The 20317-nt window shown below is 69.8% G+C and carries 16 protein-coding genes; 7 read left to right on the top strand and 9 right to left on the bottom strand.

Annotated elements, in window-relative coordinates; genetic code table 11:
• Window positions 1–44: 44 nt before the first annotated feature.
• The 3 genes from F4559_RS33565 to F4559_RS33555 are packed head-to-tail and all read right to left on the bottom strand — an operon-like array spanning window position 45 to window position 4045.
• A complete protein-coding gene (locus F4559_RS33565) occupies window positions 45–455 on the bottom strand; it encodes a cupin domain-containing protein (RefSeq protein ID WP_184675078.1) in 411 nt (136 codons plus the stop codon).
• Window positions 456–477: 22 nt separating this feature from the next.
• Complete coding sequence (locus F4559_RS33560; RefSeq protein WP_184675077.1) at window positions 478–2142, bottom strand: AMP-binding protein; 1665 nt, start codon at window positions 2140–2142, stop codon at window positions 478–480.
• 1 nt (window position 2143) lies between these two features.
• The gene (locus F4559_RS33555; RefSeq protein ID WP_184675076.1) at window positions 2144–4045 is read right to left on the bottom strand and encodes an FAD/NAD(P)-binding protein; all 1902 of its coding nucleotides are present in this window, start codon (window positions 4043–4045) and stop codon (window positions 2144–2146) included.
• Window positions 4046–4396: 351 nt separating this feature from the next.
• Between F4559_RS33555 and F4559_RS33550 the strand changes: the two genes are divergently transcribed.
• Window positions 4397–5032 carry a RhiA family protein gene (locus F4559_RS33550; protein ID WP_184675075.1) on the top strand — a complete coding sequence of 212 codons (636 nt, stop codon included), beginning with the start codon at window positions 4397–4399 and terminating at the stop codon, window positions 5030–5032.
• A 45-nt stretch (window positions 5033–5077) separates the two neighbouring features.
• On the opposite strand, the gene F4559_RS33545 is transcribed toward F4559_RS33550, so the two are convergent.
• The 5 genes from F4559_RS33545 to pdhA form a co-directional block, all read right to left on the bottom strand.
• Window positions 5078–5977, bottom strand: a complete 900-nt coding sequence (locus tag F4559_RS33545) for a toll/interleukin-1 receptor domain-containing protein (RefSeq protein WP_184675074.1) — start codon at window positions 5975–5977, stop codon at window positions 5078–5080.
• A 74-nt stretch (window positions 5978–6051) separates the two neighbouring features.
• Entirely contained in the window at window positions 6052–6954 is a 903-nt protein-coding gene (locus F4559_RS33540) for a helix-turn-helix domain-containing protein (RefSeq protein ID WP_184675073.1), read from the bottom strand.
• 295 nt (window positions 6955–7249) lie between these two features.
• On the bottom strand, window positions 7250–8623 hold the full coding sequence (locus F4559_RS33535) for a dihydrolipoamide acetyltransferase family protein (protein ID WP_184675072.1): 1374 nt from the start codon (window positions 8621–8623) through the stop codon (window positions 7250–7252).
• A gap of 11 nt (window positions 8624–8634) precedes the next feature.
• On the bottom strand, window positions 8635–9657 hold the full coding sequence (locus F4559_RS33530; protein ID WP_184675071.1) for an alpha-ketoacid dehydrogenase subunit beta: 1023 nt from the start codon (window positions 9655–9657) through the stop codon (window positions 8635–8637).
• Window positions 9657–10850 (bottom strand): pyruvate dehydrogenase (acetyl-transferring) E1 component subunit alpha, encoded by a 1194-nt coding sequence (pdhA, locus tag F4559_RS33525; protein WP_184675070.1) that lies wholly within the window; start codon window positions 10848–10850, stop codon window positions 9657–9659. Before pdhA ends, F4559_RS33530 begins: the two co-directional genes overlap by 1 nt.
• 635 nt (window positions 10851–11485) lie before the next feature.
• Here pdhA and F4559_RS33520 point away from each other — a divergent pair.
• The 6 genes from F4559_RS33520 (at window position 11486) to F4559_RS33495 (ending at window position 18700) form a co-directional block, all read left to right on the top strand.
• Window positions 11486–12898 carry a M20/M25/M40 family metallo-hydrolase gene (locus tag F4559_RS33520; RefSeq protein ID WP_184675069.1) on the top strand — a complete coding sequence of 471 codons (1413 nt, stop codon included), beginning with the start codon at window positions 11486–11488 and terminating at the stop codon, window positions 12896–12898.
• 258 nt (window positions 12899–13156) lie between these two features.
• Window positions 13157–13975 carry an ABC transporter substrate-binding protein gene (locus F4559_RS33515; protein ID WP_184675068.1) on the top strand — a complete coding sequence of 273 codons (819 nt, stop codon included), beginning with the start codon at window positions 13157–13159 and terminating at the stop codon, window positions 13973–13975.
• A gap of 65 nt (window positions 13976–14040) precedes the next feature.
• On the top strand, window positions 14041–14850 hold the full coding sequence (locus F4559_RS33510; protein WP_184675067.1) for an amino acid ABC transporter permease: 810 nt from the start codon (window positions 14041–14043) through the stop codon (window positions 14848–14850).
• Window positions 14847–15611: an amino acid ABC transporter ATP-binding protein gene (locus tag F4559_RS33505; RefSeq protein WP_184675066.1), complete on the top strand. Its 765-nt coding sequence runs from the start codon at window positions 14847–14849 to the stop codon at window positions 15609–15611. The genes F4559_RS33510 and F4559_RS33505 overlap by 4 nt, the downstream gene beginning before the upstream one ends.
• 39 nt (window positions 15612–15650) lie before the next feature.
• Window positions 15651–17792, top strand: a complete 2142-nt coding sequence (locus F4559_RS33500; protein ID WP_184675065.1) for a translocation/assembly module TamB domain-containing protein — start codon at window positions 15651–15653, stop codon at window positions 17790–17792.
• Entirely contained in the window at window positions 17789–18700 is a 912-nt protein-coding gene (locus tag F4559_RS33495) for an ROK family protein (RefSeq protein WP_184675064.1), read from the top strand. The genes F4559_RS33500 and F4559_RS33495 overlap by 4 nt, the downstream gene beginning before the upstream one ends.
• Here the strand turns inward: F4559_RS33495 and mctP are convergent.
• Window positions 18675–20315, bottom strand: coding sequence for a monocarboxylate uptake permease MctP (mctP, locus tag F4559_RS33490; RefSeq protein ID WP_184675063.1), 1641 nt, complete (start codon window positions 20313–20315; stop codon window positions 18675–18677). The two genes, F4559_RS33495 and mctP, sit on opposite strands and share 26 nt — an antisense overlap.
• Window positions 20316–20317 lie beyond the last annotated feature (2 nt).

Here is a 20317-nt window from a genome sequence, read left to right as displayed (position 1 = left end):
GCCGGCCGGCACCGCGACAAGGGCGGTGCCGGCCGGCGGGTGGGTCAGCGGGAGGCGGCGGCCCGGCCGGCGGGCTCGGGCACCTCGATGCGCCGGGTGCCCTTCTCCCGGATGACCAGCGCGAAGCAGCCGCTCGGGCTGGACACCTGGTGCACGCTCTCCGGCTTCTCGACGAACAGCGTGCCCGCCGGGTAGCGGTCGCCGTTGTCGTTGTGCAGCTCGCCCTCCAGGATCAGCAGCACCTCGTAGCCCAGGTGCTCGTGCAGATCGCCGTGCGAGCCGGGCTTGAAGTGCGCGATGTACGCCTCCGCGCCGGTCGGCCCGGTCTCGTCCTGCGTGTAGAGCCACTCGACGTCGACCGCGTTGCGGCCCGGCTGCACGTATTCCGCCCATTTGATCTGGCCGTTGCGCAGACCCTCGCCGAAAAGGGAGTGGTAGACCTTGACGTCACGCATGATCTCTCCTCGGTGTGATTTGTCAGCCGATACCGGGTGCGGCACCGGCGGGCAGGTCGGCCAGGTACTCGACACCGCCGGTACGCGTGCGCAGTTCCGCGCGGCGGATCTTCCCGGAGGTCGTCTTGGGCAGTCCGGCGAATTCGAGTCGTCGAATCCACTGGTGCGGCGCGAGATTTTCGCGCGTGTGGTCGAGAATCCGGCGCGCGGTCTCCTCGGACGGCTCGAACCCGGCGGCCAGGGCCACGAACGCCTTCGGCACCACCAGCCCGACCGGGTCGGGCGCGGGCACCACGGCCGCCTCCGCGACCGCCTCGTGCGCCAGCAGCACGCTCTCCAGCTCGAAGGGCGAGATCCGGTGGTCGTAGGACTTGAACACGTCGTCGGTGCGGCCCACGTAGTGCAGGTGGCCGTCCTCGTCGCGCCGGCCGATGTCCCCGGTGTGGTAACGGTTGTCGGCGAACGTCCGCGCGTTCTTCTCGTCGTCGTCCACGTACCCGGTCATCACGCCCACCGGCCGCACCGGGTCGAGCGCCACGCAGATCTCGCCCTCGTCGCCGACCTGCCCGGTGTGCGGGTCGACGAGCACGATCTCGTAGCCGGGCAGCGGTTTGCCCATCGAGCCGGGCTTCACCCGCGACGCCGGGCTGTTGCCGATCTGCGCGGTGGTCTCGGTCTGGCCGTAGCCGTCGCGCACGGTCAGGCCCCACGCGGCCCGCACCCGGTCGACCACCTCGGGGTTGAGCGGCTCGCCCACGCTGCCCGCCTCGCGCAGCCGGACCGACCACCGTCGCAGGTCGTGCTGGATGAGCATGCGCCACACGGTCGGCGGCGCGCAGAACGTCGTGACCTCGTACGCCACCAGGTGGTCGAGCAGCTCGACCGGGTCGGCCGCGCTCGCCGACAGCAGCGTGGCCTCGGCGTTGAACGGCACGAAGAAGCTGCTCCACGCGTGCTTGGCCCAGCCCGGCGCGGACACGTTGAGGTGCACGTCGCCGGGGCGCACGCCGTTCCAGTACATGCCGCTGAGGTGGCCGACCGGGTAGCTGACGTGGGTGTGCCGGACCAGCTTCGGGCGCGAGGTCGTGCCGGAGGTGAAGTACAGGAACAGCGGGTCGTCGGCCCTGGTCGGACCGTCGGGCACGAACTCGTCGGCGCCGTCGAGGTCCGCGTAGGACCGCCAGCCGGGTACCGGTTCGCCGACCGCGATCCGCGTGACGTGCGGCGGGAGGTCGAGCGAGCGGGCCAGGTCGGAGGTGGTGACCAGGTGGCGGACGTCGGCGCGGGTCACGCGGTCGCGCAGGTCCGCGGCCGACACCGTGGTGAACGTCGGGATCACCACGGCGCCGAGCTTGATCGCCGCGATCATCGTCTCCCAGACCGCGACCTGGTTGTCGAGCATGACCAGCAGCGCGTCGCCACGTTCGACACCCAGCGCGCGCAAACCGTTGGCCACCACGCTGGACCGTCGCGATAACTCCACATAGGACAGTCGCTCGCCGGTGTCGCCGGAAACCACGTGCAACGCCGTGCGGTGGTTGTCCGCGGCTATGGCGTCGAACCAGTCCAACGCCCAGTTGAACTCCGTGAACTCCGGCCAGCGGAACTCCGCGTACGCGGCGTCGTGGTCGTGCCCGAGGTCGAGCAGCAGGTCACGGGCGCGGCGGAAGCGTTCGGTGTTGCCCATGTCAGCTCCTGGTGTCGGCGAAGGTGCGGGTCCACGCGGTGAGCACGACGACCGCGCGGCCGGTGTCGAGCACGTCGACCGCCAACGCGTCGGCGTCCGCGTGGAAACCGGTCAACGGGCCGGGTCGCCCGTTGCCGATCTGGGTGAACCACCGGGTGTCCTCGGTCGGCACGCCCAGCGCGTACAGGTCGGGGTCGGGCACGCCGTTCGCGTCGATCACGTGGAACGGCGCGCGGGTCACGGCCAGCCCCCCGCCGGTGAACCGGTCGCCGCTGACCGGGTCGGTGTTGACCAGGTCGGTGACCAGGCCGTCGGACAGCAGCCGGCCCATCAGCGGGTCGGCGTTGGCGCGCAGGTCCGGACGCGGGATGCGGGCGTCGACGAGCGTGGTGACCACCCGCCGCGACCCGGCGACCTGCGGCGAGTACAGCTCGAACGCGTCCGCGCCGGTCGTGATCCGGGTGCCCGGACCGATGACCGTCAGCACGCCGGCCCGGATCAACGCGCACGCCTGGGCCACGCGCACCGCGGGCGGACCGGCCGAGACCATGGTGTTGATCGGGTTGAACCACGTGAGGAAGTCCTGGTGGGACCGGGGACGCAGCCCGGCGAAGTCGACGGCCTGGCGGACGCTGCCGCGGATGTCGCGCAGGATGTCGAGGGCGGCCTTGAGCGGGTCGTCCACGTTGCCCCGGTGGGCGTGCGCGATGTCGCGGCCGAGCAGGTCGAGCAGCTCGGCGTGGAAGTGGTCGGGCCCGGTGAACGCGCGGTCGCCGAACGGGCGGGCGAGCGCCGCGAGGTCGACGGGTTCGACGTCGGCGACCCCGTACTCGGCGAGCAGTTCCGGTGTGGTGGCGCGCAGTGCGCGGTGTCGTTCGGCGAACAGCCGCGCGGCCTGGGCGCCGTACCTCAGCCTTACGTGGCCGGTGTAGTAGACGTGGTCGACCTCCAGCCGCAGCAGGGGCAACACCTGCTCGCGGAAGTCGAGCTGGGCCGAGCCGTCGACGCGTTGCGCCGCACGTCGGGCCGCCACGATCGCCTCGGGAGTGGCTATCGCCGGGCGGTAGCGGTAGTCCGGCGGTTTCTGGTTGCGACCGCGGGCGAGCATGACCAAGCCGCTGCGCGACCCGGCGACCAGGTGCGGTTCCCGACCACTGGCCAGGTAGCCGTCGGCGGTGAACCGGCCGCCGCGCCCGATCGTCACCGCGGCCATGACGTCGAAGAACGTGAGTCCCAGGCCGATCACGCCGACCTGCTCGCCCGGCCCGATCGCGTCGAGGTCGAGGTCGGCGGCCGAGTCGCCGCGCAGGTAGCGCGTGCCGGTCGCGGCGGCGAAGTCGAGGAACTCCACCTCGGTCTCGTCGGGCCGGTTGCCGGGGTGGCCGGTCGTGAGCACGACCTTGTCCGCGACGACCTCGGTGCCGTACGCGCCGACCACGACCGAACGGCCGTCGCGCCGGTGCAGGCGGATCGCCGATTCGGTCACGTGGTGCACGGTGACGTGGGCGGGAGCGTTCCGGACAATGGCTTCGTACGCGTATTTGAGGTATTCGCCGTAAACGGGACGCGGCGCGTAATCATTCGGCCCGAGATCAGATCGGTCCGGGTGCGCGGCGAGCCATTCCGCGAACGACGGGCCGAATCCGGCCCGCACCGGACCGTCGTCGGCGGCGGCCGAGAACGCGCTCACCTCGCCGGCGGCGGTGTTCATCAGGAACAGGTCGCTCTGGTCGGTGCGCCAGATCCGACCGGCACCGGCCTCGCCCGGCTCGAACAGCCAGATCCGCACGCGACCTGCGCGTCCGGCGGACCGGACCACGATCCTCTCCAGGACGGAAAGCCCGCGCGGACCGGCGCCGACCACCGCCACGTCCAGTTCCGCGCCCAGGGCAGCACGAGACACGACAATCCTTTCGTCGGGAATTCCCTCCGGCCATCGGTACCGGCTCGTGGAGAAAACTATTCCGACGGGAGAACGGCGACAAGATCGCGCCGGACGACATCGTCGATGTCTGAATCGAAGATGTGGATGCCCCAGACTTTGTCACCCGATCAGGGATTCACATCATCCCATAGAAGGATTTGATATGGAATTCCCGATACGTTACGGCGTCCAACCACCCGCCCACTGCCGCCGTTCGCGCGGCCGTGTCGCACGGTCGGGCGACAGGTGTTTCCGGACTGTCCATATCGGACTAGCGTCGTCGTCGGTCGCGGTTCCGCGACCGGCTCCAGCGGGAGAGAGGGCATTGTCATGTCCACTGTGGAATCGAGTGCCGCGGTCGCACCGCCGATCGGTCAGCAGTTCAACCTCGCCGTCTCCAACGATTCGACCGCCGAGATCAACGTCATGCTCTTCGCCTCGATGGGCGGCGGACAGCCCGTCACGACCCTGGTGTGGCGGTCGCTTCGACTCGTGCCGCAGCAGGCGATCTCGTTCGGCTGGACCTACACGCTGAACTTCGTGCTCGGCGCGCAGGGACAGCTCGGACCGGGCGAGAACTACGACCCGGTGCAGATCCTCGACGCCGTGCCCGGCGTGTCCAACCAGATCACGCTGGCACTGGTCGACGGGCACCTCCAGCTCGTCGACGCCCGCCCCGGCCCGCCCGGGACGCTGCTCATCCGGCAGGACGACGACCTGCCGCCGTTCTCCGGCAACGTCGGCGTCGGCATCGACGGCCTGGGCACGTTCATCACCAACGTGCAGCCCAGCACGCAGCAGGGTTTCGGCTACGCGCCGCAGCTGTGGATCGGCACGGGCACGTTCGAACAGGGTCAGATGATGAGCACGATGGGCATCAACACCAAGGCCGCGCTGACCTTCCCCGCCGGCGTCGACCACGCACAGGCGGCCTTCGACGGCTCGTCCTGGTCGATCGAGTACTAGCGGACCGCGGACCGGCCTTGGGGCACCGCGCCGCCCCGGGGCCGGTCAGGTCGCGTCCCGCTCCAACTCGATCCTGAACCGGTCGACGAGCTTGCGCTCCAACGGCCGCGAGTCCAGGTACGGGATGTAGACCCAGTCGTAGACGTCGAAGTGGATCTTCGTCTGCTGGTGGGCGATGGTGATGACCTTCTTGCCCAGCCCCCGCGCGTACCCGAGTTCGAAGTAGACGTTCTGCTTCTCGTCGGTCAGGTCGGCGACGACGAACCGGGCCTCGCGGATCATCTTCAACATCTGCTCGGTGATCCGGAAGTCGTCGTGCACGTCCTTGAGCCGCAACGCTTTCAGGCCGACAGCCGAGGCGGCGGCCTCGATCGCCTCGTAGACCGGCTCCATCTTCTCCTCGTACGAGATGACCACGAAGACCAACTTGTCGTCCACGACCGGCCCCTCCTCGACCTTGGGCACGCCCGGCCGGTAGCCGAGATCGGCCAGTACCTCTTCCACGGCGGCCCGGACGACCAGTGCCCGGCTGTCCTCGGCCAGCTTCGGCGCCGGCGCCGACGACATCCGCGAGACGACCTCGTGGATGCTGCGCGCCACACCGTCGATGTCGCCGTTCTCGACCTTCAGCCCCTGACGCGTGGCAAGGCCGGGGGGCAACTCGTCGAACGAGACCTCGTAGAGCACCGGGATCACGCGCTTGGCGTCGGCCATCGCCCGCGTCCACTCGCTGGTGACCCAGTGGGACCGCAGGCTGTCCCGCGTGATGAGGACGACCAGCACGCTCGCGGCGGCCAACTCCTGCTCGATCTTCGACGACAGGTCGTCCCCGATCTCGAGCTGGTCGGACGTCCACACGTCCGTGCCCAGCCGCGTCAGCCGGTCGGCGATGTCACGGGCGACGAATCGGTCTTTCATGGCGTAACTGACGAACACGCGGGCCATGCGGAAGACGCTAGGGCGTACGGAGGACCCCTGTAACCGCCGAAGGGCGGACCCGCCCGGGGTCCGCCCTTCGCTCACCGTGCGGCCGAAGCGAGCCAGGCCCGCTCGGCACTCGTGTCGGGCACCGGAGGCCACCCGTTGATCCGGGCCAACAACACCCAGTACCGCTCGGCGCGTGGATCGCCGAACTCTGCCAACCGCGCCGCCAACTCCGGCCCGACCGGAAGACCGAGCGTCTCGCTCCACCGCCGGTCGATCTCGGACACCACGGTGGCAGCCCGCTCGGACGCGGGGTCGACCCCGGCGTCGAGCGCCTCCCGGGCCTTGCCCATGGCGAACTCGAACGCCGCACGCTGCGCCTGCCCACCACCACTCATGTCCTCACCGGCCGCACGCAACTCCGCGTGCCGCCGCGACATGGTCTTGATCGACTCCCGGAAGTCCGGGTCGCGCACCAGGTTGGCCAGTTCGATCCACGCCTCCAACTGCTCGGCGCTCGGATCGTCCGGCAACTCGACCCGGACGGACCGCATGGTCTGCGAGAACCCGGGATCGAGGTCGAACCCCCCGAACACCTCGTCGAAGAAGTCGTCCAGGATCGCCTGCCGCTCCTCTTCCGAGAGCCGCGCCAACTCGTGCACCATCTCCACCTCCCCGTGTCGGGCCACGACCCGCAACACCGCCCGCCGCAACCGCAACGTGCGCATCTGCGCGTCGACGGCCTCCGCGTGCGCCCGTGCCACTTCGGCGACGGACACCTCGCGAGCCAGCACACGCCGCGTGGTCGGCAGGTCGACACCGAGATCACGCAACGTGCGCACCAACTTGAGCCGCGCCAACCCGTCGACGTCGTAGGTGCGAAACCCGCCCGAGGTCCTGCCCGCGAGTGGGACAAGCCCCGCGTCGGAGTAGAACCGGACGGTCCTGGTGGACAACCCGGCCAATCGCGCCAGTTCGCCGATCGAGTAGTGCGCCACGGGACCCACCCTGGACCTTCCAGTGACTGGAGATTCAAGTGCGATAACGCTGCCACGCCCATCGTCGGTGCCTGAGCGCGTAACTCGGGGTGCCTGAGTGGAGGACTCGCGCAACGGGGGAAGAGGATCACCGATCACCCGAACGGGGTGCCTGAGTGCACATTTCGCGGTGTCCGAACGCACGACTCGCGGTGTCTGAACGTATAACTCGCGGGTGTGCGGAGGGGGTGGTTGAAGGTGACTGGTGGTCCGCTTTGGCGGCGGCCCGCCCGGTGTTGCCGGGCGGGCCCGAACCTCAGTACGTCAGGGCCACCCCGGGATCGGCGAGAAGAGCACCGACGTCGGCCAGGAACCGCGACCCCTGCTGCCCGTCCACCACCCGGTGGTCGAAGCTCAACGCCAACTGGCAGACCTTGCGCGGCACGACCTGCCCGTCCACCACCCAGGGCATGTCCCGGATCGCCCCGAACGCGAGGATCGCCACCTCACCGGGGTTGATGATCGGCGTCCCCGTGTCCACCCCGAACACACCCACGTTCGTGATGGTGATCGTCCCGCCGACCATGTCCGCCGGCGTCGTCTTCCCGTTCCGCGCGACGGTCGCCAACTCGTCCAACGCGATGGCCAACTCCCGCAACGACAACCGATCGGCGTCACGAACCTTGGGCACCACCAGCCCACGCGGCGTCGCAGCCGCGATACCCAGGTGCACGTAGTCCTTGTAGACGATCTCCTGCGCCGCCGCGTCCCACGCCGCGTTCACGTCCGGCGTGCGCCGAGCCGCCAACACCACGGCCTTGGCCGCGAACGCCAACGGCGTCAACTTCACGTCCCGGAACTCCGGCGAGTTCTTCAACCGGGCCCGCAACTCCATCATCGGGGTCACGTCGACCGTCAGGAACTCGGTCACGTGCGGCGCGGTGAACGCGCTGTCGACCATCGCCTGCGCCGTGGCCTTGCGCACACCCTTGATCGGCACCCGCCGCTCACGGGCACCGGCCACGACCTCGACCGACGCGGGAGCCGGAGCCGTCAACGCCTGCTCGACATCCTCACGGGTGATCACGCCACCCGGCCCGGACCCGGTGATCCCGTACAGGTCGACCCCGAGGTCCTTGGCCAACTTCCGCACCGGCGGCTTGGCCAACGGCACGTAACCACCGGACACCGGCTCCACGACCACGTGCTGCGTGACCACCGGCGCCTCGACCCGAGGCGGCTCGACAACAGCCGGCACAACCGGAGCAGCCACCGAAGCGGCAGCCGGGGCATCCTTGCGCGCCCGACGCTTGGCCGCTCCCGTACGCGGCCCGTACCCGACAAGGTTCGCGACCCGCTCCTCGACCGGCGCGGCAGCCTCGGGCGCCGCCCCGTTCACCGCGGGAGCCGGGGCGGCCGGGGCGGCGACAGCCGCGGCCCCCGCCGGATCCACGTCGATCGTGATGATCGGCGTACCGACCTCGACCGTCTGACCGACCTGCACAAGCAGTTCGGTCACCACCCCGTCCCAGGGACAGGGCAACTCCACGGCGGCCTTCGCCGTCTCGATCTCCACGAACACGTCGTTGACGCGGACCGTGTCACCCGGCTTCACGTGCCAGGTCAGGATCTCCGCCTCGGTGAGCCCCTCGGCCGTGTCGGGCAGGGGGAATTGCTGGTACTGCGGCACGGTCGTTCCCCTTAGAAGGCCAGCGAGCGGTCTACGGCGTGCAGGACCCGGTCGAGGTCGGGGAGGTACTCCTCCTCCAACTTCGACGGCGGGTACGGCGTGTCGAAGCCCGTCACCCGCAACACCGGTGCCTGCAACGAGTAGAAGCACTCCTGCTGCACCCTCGTGGCGATCTCGCCGGAGATCGACGATTCGCTCGGCGCCTCGGTCACGACGACCAGGCGTCCCGTGCGCCGCACCGACTCGTACACCGGTCCCAGGTCCAACGGCGACAGGGACCGCAGGTCGATCACGGAGAGGCTGTGCCCTTCCTCCGCGGCGGCCGACGCGGCTTCCAGCGCCGTACGGACCATCGGCCCGTACGCGACGAGCGTGGCGTCCGTACCTTCACGCAGCACACGCGACGAGAACAGCGGCGTGGTGGTCGATGCGGTGTCGACCTCGCCCTTCTCGTAGTACCGGCGCTTGGGTTCGAAGAACAGCACCGGGTCGTCGCAGTCGATGGCCTGCTGGATCATCCAGTAGGCGTCCGACGGGTTCGAGCACGAGACGACCTTGAGGCCGGCGGTGTGCGCGAAGTACGACTCGGGCGACTCGGAGTGGTGCTCGACCGCGCCGATGCCGCCGCCGAAGGGCACGCGGATGACCAGCGGCAGCTTGACCCGGCCCGACGTGCGGTAGTGCAGCTTCGCGACCTGGCTCACGATCTGGTCGAAGCCGGGGAAGATGAAGCCGTCGAACTGGATCTCGCACACCGGTCGGTAGCCCCGGATCGCGAGGCCGACCGCCGTGCCGATGATGCCCGACTCGGCCAGCGGCGTGTCCAGCACGCGCTGTTCGCCGAAGTCCTTCTGGAGACCGTCGGTAATTCGGAAGACGCCGCCGAGCTTGCCGACGTCCTCGCCCATGACGATGACCTTGGGGTTGTTCTCCATCGCCGTGCGCAGACCCGTGTTCAGGGCCTTGGCCAGGGTCAACGTCCGCACGGCCGCCGGTCCGGCGTCGGTCGGACGGTCCACCGTCGGTGCGGCCATCAGTGCTCGCCTCCCGCGAAACCGGCGTGGTACGCCAGGAACTCGTCGCGCTGCGCTTCGAGGACGGGGTTGCCCTCGGCGTAGACGTTGCCGAAGATGCTCTCCGCGCTCGGGTCGGGCAGGTTCACGCACTTGTCGCGCAGTTCGATCGCGACCTGCTCCGACTCCGCTTCGACGGAGTCGAAGAAGTCCTGGTCCGCCCACTGCTGCTTGACCAGGTGGACCTTGACCCGCTCGATCGGGTCCTTGAGCTTCCACACCTCCAGCTCCTCGGAGAGCCGGTAGCGGGAGGGGTCGTCGGACGTGGTGTGGGCGTCCATGCGGTAGGTGAACGCCTCGATGAGCACCGGGCCGTTGCCGTTGCGGCACTCCTCCAGCGCCCAACGCGAGACCGCGAGGCACGCGAGCACGTCGTTGCCGTCGACCCGGATGCCGGGGAAGCCGTAGCCGCGCGCGCGGTGGTAGAGCGGCAGTCGGGACTGGCGCTCGGTGGGCTCGGAGATCGCCCACTGGTTGTTCTGGCAGTAGAACACCACCGGCGCGTCGTAGACCGCCGCCCACACGAAGCCCTCGTGCACGTCGCCCTGGCTGGTGGCGCCGTCGCCGAAGAAGCAGATCGTCGCCTCGCCGTCGGGGTCGCCGACCTTGCCGTCGAACCGCTGGCCCATGGCGTACCCGGTCGCGTTGAGGACCTGGTTGCCGATGACGATCGTGTACGGGTGGAACTTGTGCTTGATCGGGTCCCAGGCGCAGTTGTCCGTGCCGCGGAAGATGCTCAGCAGGTCGACCGGCGGGATGTCCCGACACCAGGCGACGCCGTGCTCGCGGTAGCTCGGGAAGACCTGGTCCTGGGGCTTGAGCGCACGACCGGCGCCGATCTGCGCGGCCTCCTGGCCCAGCAGCGGCACCCAGAGGCCGAGCTGTCCCTTGCGCTGCAACGCGTTGGCCTCGCGGTCGACGCGGCGGACCAGGACCATGTCCCGATACAGGCCGCGCAGTTCCTCGGGCGTGATGTCGATGTCGAAGTCGGGATGCCGGACGCGCTCGCCCTCGGGGGTGAGCAGCTGCACCAGGTCGGCGCCGCCCTCGTCTGTCGCTCGCAAGCCTGCGATCACCTGTTCGGCCGTGGGGGCGGCGGTCGCGGCCGGTGCGGATTCCGGCCCGCTGCCCGTCCATTGTTCTGGGGACGACATGCGCCTTGGCTCCTCGTCTACGACGCCGGCCCGATCGCTCGTGACGATCGTGCGCGGCGGCACCGCCAGTCGCCGCCACCCTCGTGAGGGGGTCGGCAAACCGTCGGCGCTGGCGGTGTTCTCATCCACATCCTGACATGGCATCACCCGGAATGGTGAGCCCCGTCCCACTTCGTAACACAGCCCGCAACCGTCTGAACAGGCATAACGGTTGGACGGCCTATCTTCGGTGGCCCGAGTAGGCCGTTCGTCCAGCGGACGCCGGTGTCCCGGTTACCGATCGTTAACGACGCTCCGTGTACACGGGACAGTGCCTTCCCGAGGGGAATTCCCACGTCGGCGGACGGCGTAACCGTGGACGCCCGACCATCGGCGGCACTGTGCGTTCCAGAAGGCGGTCCACTCGCGGACCGCTCCCACCCACCGAACACGACGACGCCTCCGACATCCGACCGCGGCCGAAAACCTTCGGTCACCCCACCACGGTCGGCCACCGCCCGCACGCACACTCCACCGCACGGTTCTCCACTGCGCCCATTCCCCAGCCACACCGGCGTAGGTCGTTCGACAGTCGGACGTCCGAGCAGGCCGGTCGGCGGGTCGGTCCGGGCGGATCGGCGTGACAGGATCGGCGCGTGGACCGATCTGCGCTGACCCGTACCGTCCGTGACCTCTGGGACGCCGACATCGTGCCCAGCCTGTCCGAGCTGATCGCGGTACCCGCGATCTCGCCCGCGTTCGACCCGGCGTGGCAGGAGCACGGCCACCTCGACGCGGCGATCGAGCACGTCCGCGCCTGGCTGGCCGGTCGCGACCTGCCCGGCGCGACCGTCGAGGTCGTCCGGCTGCCCGGACGCACGCCCGTCCTGCTGGTCGACATCCCGGCCACCGCCGGCACGACCGACACCGTCCTGCTCTACGGCCACCTGGACAAGCAGCCGCCGGTGGCGAACTGGGGCGAGGGCCTTGGCCCGTGGCAGCCGGTCGTCCGCGACGGCCGCCTCTACGGCCGCGGCTCGGCCGACGACGGCTACTCCGGGTACGCGGCCGTGGCCGCGATCGAGGCCGTCCGCGCGGCCGGCGGCACGCACTCGCGGGCCGTGGTCCTGCTGGAGACCGGCGAGGAGTCCGGCAGCCCGGACCTGCCCGCCTACCTGGAGCACCTCAAGCCGCGCCTGGGCGACGTCTCGCTGGTCGTGTGCCTTGACTCGGGCGGCAACGACTACGACCGGATGTGGCTGACCACGTCGTTGCGCGGGCTGACCCAGGTCACGCTGACCGTGCGCGTCGTGCACGGCGGCCTGCACTCGGGCATGGCCAGCGGCGTCGTGCCCAGCTCGTTCCGGATCGCCCGGCAACTGCTCGACCGGCTGGAGGACTCCGCGACCGGGCGGGTCCTGCTGCCCGAGCTGCACGCCGCGATCCCCGAGCACCGGATCGCCGAGGCCCGGGACGCCGTGGCCAGCGCGCCGGGCGCGCAGACCGCCACCGTCCCGTGGGCGGGCGACACCCGCCCGGTCGTCGACGACGAGCTGGAACTGGCCCTCAACGCCGGCTGGCGGCCGACGCTGTCGATCACCGGCGCCGACGGCCTGCCCGCGCCGGACGACGCGGGCAACGTGCTGCGCCCGTTCACGACCCTGGTGCTGAGCTTCCGCCTGCCGCCGACGGTCGACTCGGAGAAGGCGCTCGACGCCGTCCGCCGCACGCTGACCGAGGACGTGCCCTACGGCGCCGAGGTCACGCTGAGCCGGGTCGAGCACGCGGCCGGCTGGAACGCGCCCGACCTCGCGCCGTGGCTGCGCTCGACGTTGGACCGCGCGGGCGAGGAGATCTTCGGCGGGCCGTGGCGGACGGTGTCGCTGGGCGGCTCGATCCCGTTCATGGGCCTGCTGCACGAGGCGTACCCGGCCGCCCAGTTCCTGGTGACCGGCGCGGTCGGTCCGGACAGCAACTGCCACGTGCCCGACGAGTGGTTGCACCTCGCGCACGCCGCGCGCGTCACCGAAGCGGTGGCACTGGTGCTGGCCGCACACGCAGAGCGCTGACGAAGGTCACCGAAAGCCGAGGTTCCACGTGGAACCTCGGCTTTCGCTCACAGTGACAGAACTTCACGTCAACAGTGATCAGAGTGGTCACGCAGTGTGACGCAAACCAAATGAGAGGACGAATTGCGCCCGAACGGGGCGTGTGACGCACTATTCGCAGGACTGAACGGCCTGTAACACGCACGTGCTGTGCATCACCACCTCCGGGTGGCACTATCCGAGCCACTCGCCAACCATAGTTACGAGGAGTGACGCCCTGTGGCCCGTCGAACCAGGCACACCGCGTTCGCCCTGATCCCGGTGCTCGCCCTCACCGCGTCGCTCGCGGCCTGTGCGACCAAGCTCGACACGGCCCCGGTCGACCCGGCCGCCGGCATCAAGCTGGTCGAAGCGGGCAAGCTGACCACCTGCACGCACCTGTCGTACAAGCCGTTCCAGTACAGCGAGGGCGACAAGACAGTCGGCTTCGACGTCGACCTGGTCAATCTGGTCGCCAAGGAACTCGGCGTCACGCAGAAGATCTTCGACACCCCGTTCGAGACGATCACGTCCGGCACGACGTTCAGCACCAACAAGTGCGACGTCGCGGCGGCCGGCATGACCATCACGGCCGAACGCGCCGCCGTGATCGACTTCTCCGAGCCGTACTTCGACGCCTCGCAGGCCCTCCTGGTCAAGAAGGGGTCGGGCATCACCGACCTGTCCGGGCTGAAGGGCAAGAAGATCGGCGTCCAGCAGGACACGACCGGCGAGAAGTACGCCAACGACAACGCCGCGACCCACGGCTACACCGTGATCCAGTTCGAGGACCTCCCGCTGATGGAGGCCGCCGTGCGCACCGGCGCGGTCGACGCGGCCATCAACGACAACGGCGTGCTGTTCGACTACGCCAAGGAGTTCCCGGAGACCGAGGTCACCAAGGAGTTCGACACCGGCGAGGAGTACGGCATCGCCGTGCGCAAGGGCAACACCGCGCTGCTGACCAAGGTGAACGACGTCCTCAAGAAGGCCAAGACCAGCGGCGAGTACGACAAGCTCTACGAGAAGTGGTTCGGCAAGAAGCCGGCGAACAAGTGACCGGCTGACCACCGGGGCCGGACGACCTCCGGCCCCGCTCTCTCCTCCCGCGAGGAATCCACACCATGGCTCTTTCCAAGCGTCAGCGCGCCCGCTACCTGCGCGGTGGCCAGTACGGCGTGCTCGTGCTGGTCGTCGTCGTGGCCGCGGCGATCGCCGACTGGGGACAGTTGCGCAAGGCGTTCTTCAACACCGAGAGCATCAAGTCGATGTTCCCGGAGGTCATCACCGTGGCGTTGAAGAACACGGTCGTCTACACGGCCGTCGGCTTCGGCTTCGGCCTGCTGCTGGGCCTGCTCCTGGCACTGATGCGGCTGTCGTCGGTCGCGCCGTACCGGTGGATCGCGATCGTCTACATCGAGATCATGCGCGGCGTCCCCGCGCTGCTGGTGTTCATCGCCGTCTACTTCGGCGCCCCGATCGCGTTCCAGATCCAGTTCGACCTGCTGTCCACGGTGATGATCGCGCTCGGCGGCGTCGGCGCGGCGTACATGGCCGAGACGATCCGCGCGGGCATCCAGGCCGTGCCGAAGGGGCAGATCGAGGCGGCCCGGTCGCTGGGCATGTCCCCGTTGCGCACCAACCTGACGGTCGTGATCCCGCAGGCGTTCCGGATCGTCCTGCCGCCACTGACCAACGAGCTGATCCTGTTGACCAAGGACTCCTCGCTGATCTACCTGCTGGGCGTGGCCCGCGACCAGTACGAGCTGACCAAGTTCGGCCGCGAGGCGCTCAGCCGCTCGCCGTCGATCACCCCGCTGGTCGTCGCGGGCCTGAGCTACCTGATCATCACGCTGCCGCTGGGCCACCTGTCCCGGCGCCTGGAACGGCGGACCGGCGGCAAGAAGATCAGCGTCGACGGAGGGGTGTCATGACCGACATCGCGGTCGAGATCACCGGGTTGAAGAAGGCTTTCGGCGATCTTGAGGTGCTCAGGGGCATCGACCTCACGGTCGAGCGCGGCAACGTCGTGTGCATCATCGGCCCGTCCGGTTCGGGCAAGTCCACGTTGCTGCGGTGCGTGAACCTGCTGGAGGAGCCCACGGCCGGCAAGGTCGTCGTCAACGACGTCGAGCTGACCGACCCGGACGCCGACATCGACAAGGCGCGCACCGGCATCGGCATGGTGTTCCAGGGCTTCAACCTGTTCTCGCACCTCAACGTGCTCAACAACCTCACGGTCGCCCAGCGCAAGGTGCTCGGGCGGTCCGCGGCCGAGGCCACCGGGATCGCCCGGCGCAACCTGGAGCGCGTCGGCCTGTCCGACAAGATCGGCGCCATGCCCGCCCAGCTCTCCGGCGGGCAGCAGCAGCGGGTGGCGATCGCACGGGCGCTGTCGATGGACCCGTCGGTGATGCTGTTCGACGAGCCGACGTCGGCGCTCGACCCCGAGCTGGTCGGCGACGTGCTCACGGTGATGCGCCAGCTCGCCGACGAGGGCATGACCATGCTCGTGGTCACGCACGAGATGCAGTTCGCCCGCGAGGTGGCCGACCGGGTGCTGTTCATGGACGGCGGCGTCGTGGTCGAGGAAGGCCCGGCCGAGCAGGTCATCGGCACGCCGACGCAGGAGCGGACGAAGACGTTCCTGGCCCGCGTGCTGGACCCGGTCCACTGGGAACAACCGCCCGCCTGAACCTTGCGTTCCGGTGCGGGCGGACGCATTGTCGATCACATGACGGAGAACGGCGTGCGCGGGCTGGACGTGTTCGACCCCAGCCCGCCACGCGAATTCCGTCTCGCCGCGGCCGACATCGTGCGCGGTGTCGGCGACGACGGGTCGTGGCGGCTGCCGTTGCGCAAACCCGACAAGGCACCCGTGATCAAGGTCGTCGACCGGTTCGTCACGGGCGTGCTCGACCTGCGCGCGGTCGACTTCCCGTACCTGCTGGAGTTCGTCCGCTGCCGCTTCGAGTACGCCCCTGACCTGCGACAAGGCAATCTCGCGGGCATCGCGTTCACCGGCTGCCGGCTGCCCGGACTGCTCGGCCGCAACCTGAGCTGCGCGAACGAGGTGTCGCTCGCGCACAGCACGGTCGAGGGCTGCGTGGACCTGACCGACGCGGACGTGCAGGGCTCGCTCGACCTCCAGGACGCGACGCTGTGCCACGTGGGCGAACTGGCCCTGCACGCCGACCGGCTCAAGCTCGCGGGTGCGCTGCTGGCCCGGCGGGTGACCGTGGAGGGCGAGTTGCGCCTGGCCGGTGCCCGGATCGGCGGCAACTGCAACTTCTCGCACAGCCTATTGAACAATCCGACATTCCACTCGGTGAACGGCACCGGCCTGGAGGTCGGCGGTAGCCTGGTCCTGTCCGAGAGCACCGTCCTGGGCACGGTCCAGCTCTCCAGTGCCCGCGTCAGCTCGAAGCTGACGCTGCGCGGCACGGCCCTGGCCGACGGCCGCGTGGACCCGGAGAGCGCGGCGGACCCGCACGGCGACCCGGCCGCGCCGCTCGTGCTCGACCGCATCACGGTGACCGGCGACGTCCAGCTCGACCAGGGCTTCGACAGCGCGGGCACGGTCCGCATGGTCAACGCCGGGCTCGGCGGCACGCTCACCCTGTCCGGCGGCCGGTTCGACGCGGTGAAGAGCGCGCCGACCAACGACCCGGTCGGCTACGGCCGGGCCCTGCACCTGGACGGCGCCCAGATCGGCGGCGACATCATCGGCCGCCAGGCGTACCTGCGCGGCCAGGTGCGCATGGTCGACATCGCGGTCAAGGGCAGCCTCACGCTCGACGGGTCCACGATCGACAACCCGCGCGCGGACGCCGTGCTGGGCAACCGCTCCCGGATCGGCAGCAACCTGACGTTGCGCGAGGTCGAGGTCGCCGGCGGCATCGAGGTGCGTGGCGTGACCGTCGGCGCGAACCTCGACCTGCGCGGCAGCCGGATCACCAGCCCCGGCCGCTACCGCCACCAGCCGGCGGGAAAGCCGTCGCTCGACCTGGGCGGCGCGGTGATCGGCCGCGACCTGATCTGCGCACGCGGTCCCAAGGAGTTCGTCGCGCACGGCGGCGTGCGGGCACGGCGGGCGCAGGTCGGCCGGATGGCGACGTTCGCGGGCGCCGTGCTCGGCGACAAGCTCGACAGCCACGCGCTCAACGCGTTGGGCATGCAGGTTCAGGAGCTGGTGCTGACCGTGATCAGCCCGCCGCGCGGCGACGTGACGTTGCGGCAGGTCCGCTGCACGTCGTTGGACGACAACGAGCAGTTCTGGAACGCCACCGGTTGGATCGACCTGGAGGAGTTCGGCTACGACTCGTTGCGCCACCCCATCGACCTGCGCGACGACGAGGAGGTGCTGCGCCGCCTGCGCTGGCTGCGGTCGGCGATGCGCCGCACGTACCGGCCCGGCCCTTACGACCAGTTCGCGGCCATGTTGCGCGCGGGCGGCAACGACGAGCACGCGGCCTTGGTGCTGGTCGAGAAGCAGCGCCTGCGGTACCGCGCGGTGGCCGAGGGCCGTAAGCCGCTCAAACCGCTCGTGCTCGTCTGGAGTTGGTTGCAGCGGTCCATGGTCGGTTACGGCTACCGCCCGGCACGGGCGTTGGCGTGGCTGGTGGTGCTGTGGGTGCTGGGCAGCCTGTGGTTCCAGTTCCACGACCCGCTCGACGAGATCAACTCCGACGACACGCTGCCGTGGAACGCGTGGCTGTTCACGATCGACCTGGTCGTGCCCATCGTGGACTTCGGCAACAAGAACCGCTGGCAGACGCCGGGCGCCTCGCAGTGGATCGCGTCCGGCCTGATCGTCATGGGCTGGGTGCTGGCCACGACCGTGGCCGCCGGCATGACGCGGATGCTCAAGCGTTGACGGGCGAGGTCGTGCTGGCGCTGGACGTCGGCGGTACGAAGATCGCGGGTGCGCTGGTCGACGGCGCGGGCGCGACCCGGCGGTTCGTCCGCCGGTCCACTCCCGCGGTGGACGTCTGGCCGGTCGTGGCCGAGGTCGTCGAGGAGACGCTGGACGGCACGTCGGTGTCCGGTGTCGGCATCGCGTGCGCCGGTCCGGTCGACACGACGGCCGGTACCGCGAGCCCGATCAACGTGACCGCGTGGCAACGGTTCCCGCTGCGCGACCAGGTCCGCGCACTGGTGCCCGACGTCCCGGTGGAACTCGCGGGTGACGGCGCGTGCATGGCCCTGGGCGAGCACCGGTTCGGCGCCGGGGACAGCCGGTTCCTGCTCGGACTGGTCGTTTCCACGGGCGTGGGCGGCGGCTTGGTGCTCGACGGCCGTCCTTACGGCGGACGCACGGGCAACGCCGGTCATGTCGGCCATGTCGTCGTCGAACCGGACGGCGAGCCGTGCGCGTGCGGCGGGCGTGGCTGCGTGGAGACGGTCGCCGGCGGCCCCCGCATGGTCGACTGGGCGCGGCGGAAAGGCTGGCAGGCGCCGGAGAACGCGGACGCCGCCCTGCTCGCCGCCGCCGCGTTGGCCGGTGAGGAGCTGCCGAAGGCCGCCTTCGACCGGGCCGGGCGCGCGGTCGGACTGGCGATCGTCGCCACGGCCGCCGTGTGCGACCTGGACCTGGCCGTGGTCGGCGGCGGCGTGGCCCAGGCCGGGGACCTCCTCCTCGACCCGGTGCGCGCCGCCGTCGCCGACCACGCCGGACTGTCCTATTTGGACTCACTCCGGGTGGCGCCCGCCCGGTTGGGGAACCGGGCGGGCCTGGTCGGCGCCGCCGCGCTGGTGCTCAGTGCGGCGCCGCCACGGGCTTGAGGTGCTTCGCGTCCTCGTCCGCGTGGTAGTCCTCCGGGTTGGTCCGGTCGGTGCCGTTGTTGGCGCGCAGCCGCTTCGCCACCACCGTCACCGCCGCGGCAACCAGCAGGTTCGCGATCAACGCCACCGCGCCGACGTAGATCTGCACGGTCGACCCGGCGAACGGGTGCCAGCCGAGCAGCGACACCTTGTCCAGCGCCAACGCCGACCCGCCGAAGTGCGGCTTCTTGACCTTGTCCGCGCCGGGGATCGAGTACAGCAGGGAGATCCCCCACGTCATGCCGACGAGCCAGCCCGTGATCAGGCCCCACACGTGGAACCACCGCGTGTAGAGCGCGATCGCCACGGCGGGCAGCGTCTGGAGGATCATCACGCCGCCCATGAGCTGGAGGTCGATCGAGAACGCCGGGTCGATGAGCACGATGAACGCCACCGCGCCGAACTTCACCACCAGCGAAGCGATCTTCGCCTGCTTGGCCTCCTGCGCGGGCGTGGCCTTGCGGTTCACGTACTCCTTGTAGATGTTGCGCGTCCACAGGTTCGCCGCCGCGATGGACATGATCGCGGCGGGCACCAGCGCGCCGATGCCGATCGCCGCGAACGCGATCCCGGCGAACCACGACGGGAACTCCTGCGCGAACAGCACCGGCACGATCGTGTTCGTGTCCGGCTGGCCGGTGGCCTGGTTGGTGATCGCCTTGACCCCGGCCGGGATCGCCACGAACCCGATCAGCGCCAGCAGGCCCAGCAGCAGCGAGTACGCGGGCAGCGCCACCATGTTCCGCTTGATCACGCCACGCCCGCGCGACGCGAGGATGCCGGTGAGCGAGTGCGGGTACAGGAACAGCGCCAACGCCGACCCGAGCGCCAACGTGGCGTACTGGAGCTGGTTGTTCGCACTGAGCAGCACGCCGTCGTTGGGGTTGGGCGTGGCCGCGAACTTCTCCTGCGCGCTGTCCACGACCGAGCCCCACCCGCCGAACTTCGCGGGCAGGTAGATCACGGCGACCAGGATGACCACGTAGATCAGGATGTCCTTGACGAACGCGATCAACGCGGGCGCCCGCAGCCCGGACTGGTACGTGTACAGCGCGAGGATCACGAAGGCGATGAACAGCGGCGCGTGCCCGAGGATGCCGGACCCGTTGAGCCCCATGGTCCGCAGCACGGCTTCGAGCCCCACGAGCTGGAGCGCGATGTAAGGCATCGTCGCCACGATCCCGGTCAGCGCCACGATCAACGCCAACCAGTGCGACCCGTACCGGCCGCGCACGAAGTCCGCCGGCGTCACATAGCCGTGCACACGCGACACCGACCACATGCGTACCAACGGAAGGAAGACGATCGGGTACAGCACGATGGTGTAAGGCAACGCGTAGAAGCCCAACGCACCGGCGCCGAACACCAACGCTGGCACGGCGACGAACGTGTAGGCGGTGTAGATGTCGCCGCCGACCAGGAACCACGTGATCCACGAGCCGAACTTCCGCCCGCCCAGGCCCCATTCGTCGAGGTGGTCGAGCGTGCTGCCGCGCTGCCACCGGGCAGCCACGAAGCCCAGTACCGTGACCAGCAGGAACAGGGACGAGAACACCACCAGCTCGGTCCAGTGCATGA

Source organism: Saccharothrix violaceirubra (assembly GCF_014203755.1).
In the GTDB taxonomy this organism is placed as follows: Bacteria; Actinomycetota; Actinomycetes; order Mycobacteriales; family Pseudonocardiaceae; genus Actinosynnema; species Actinosynnema violaceirubrum.
Note: the sequence above shows the minus strand (reverse complement) of the source record. Positions and strands in the feature narration are given on the sequence as shown.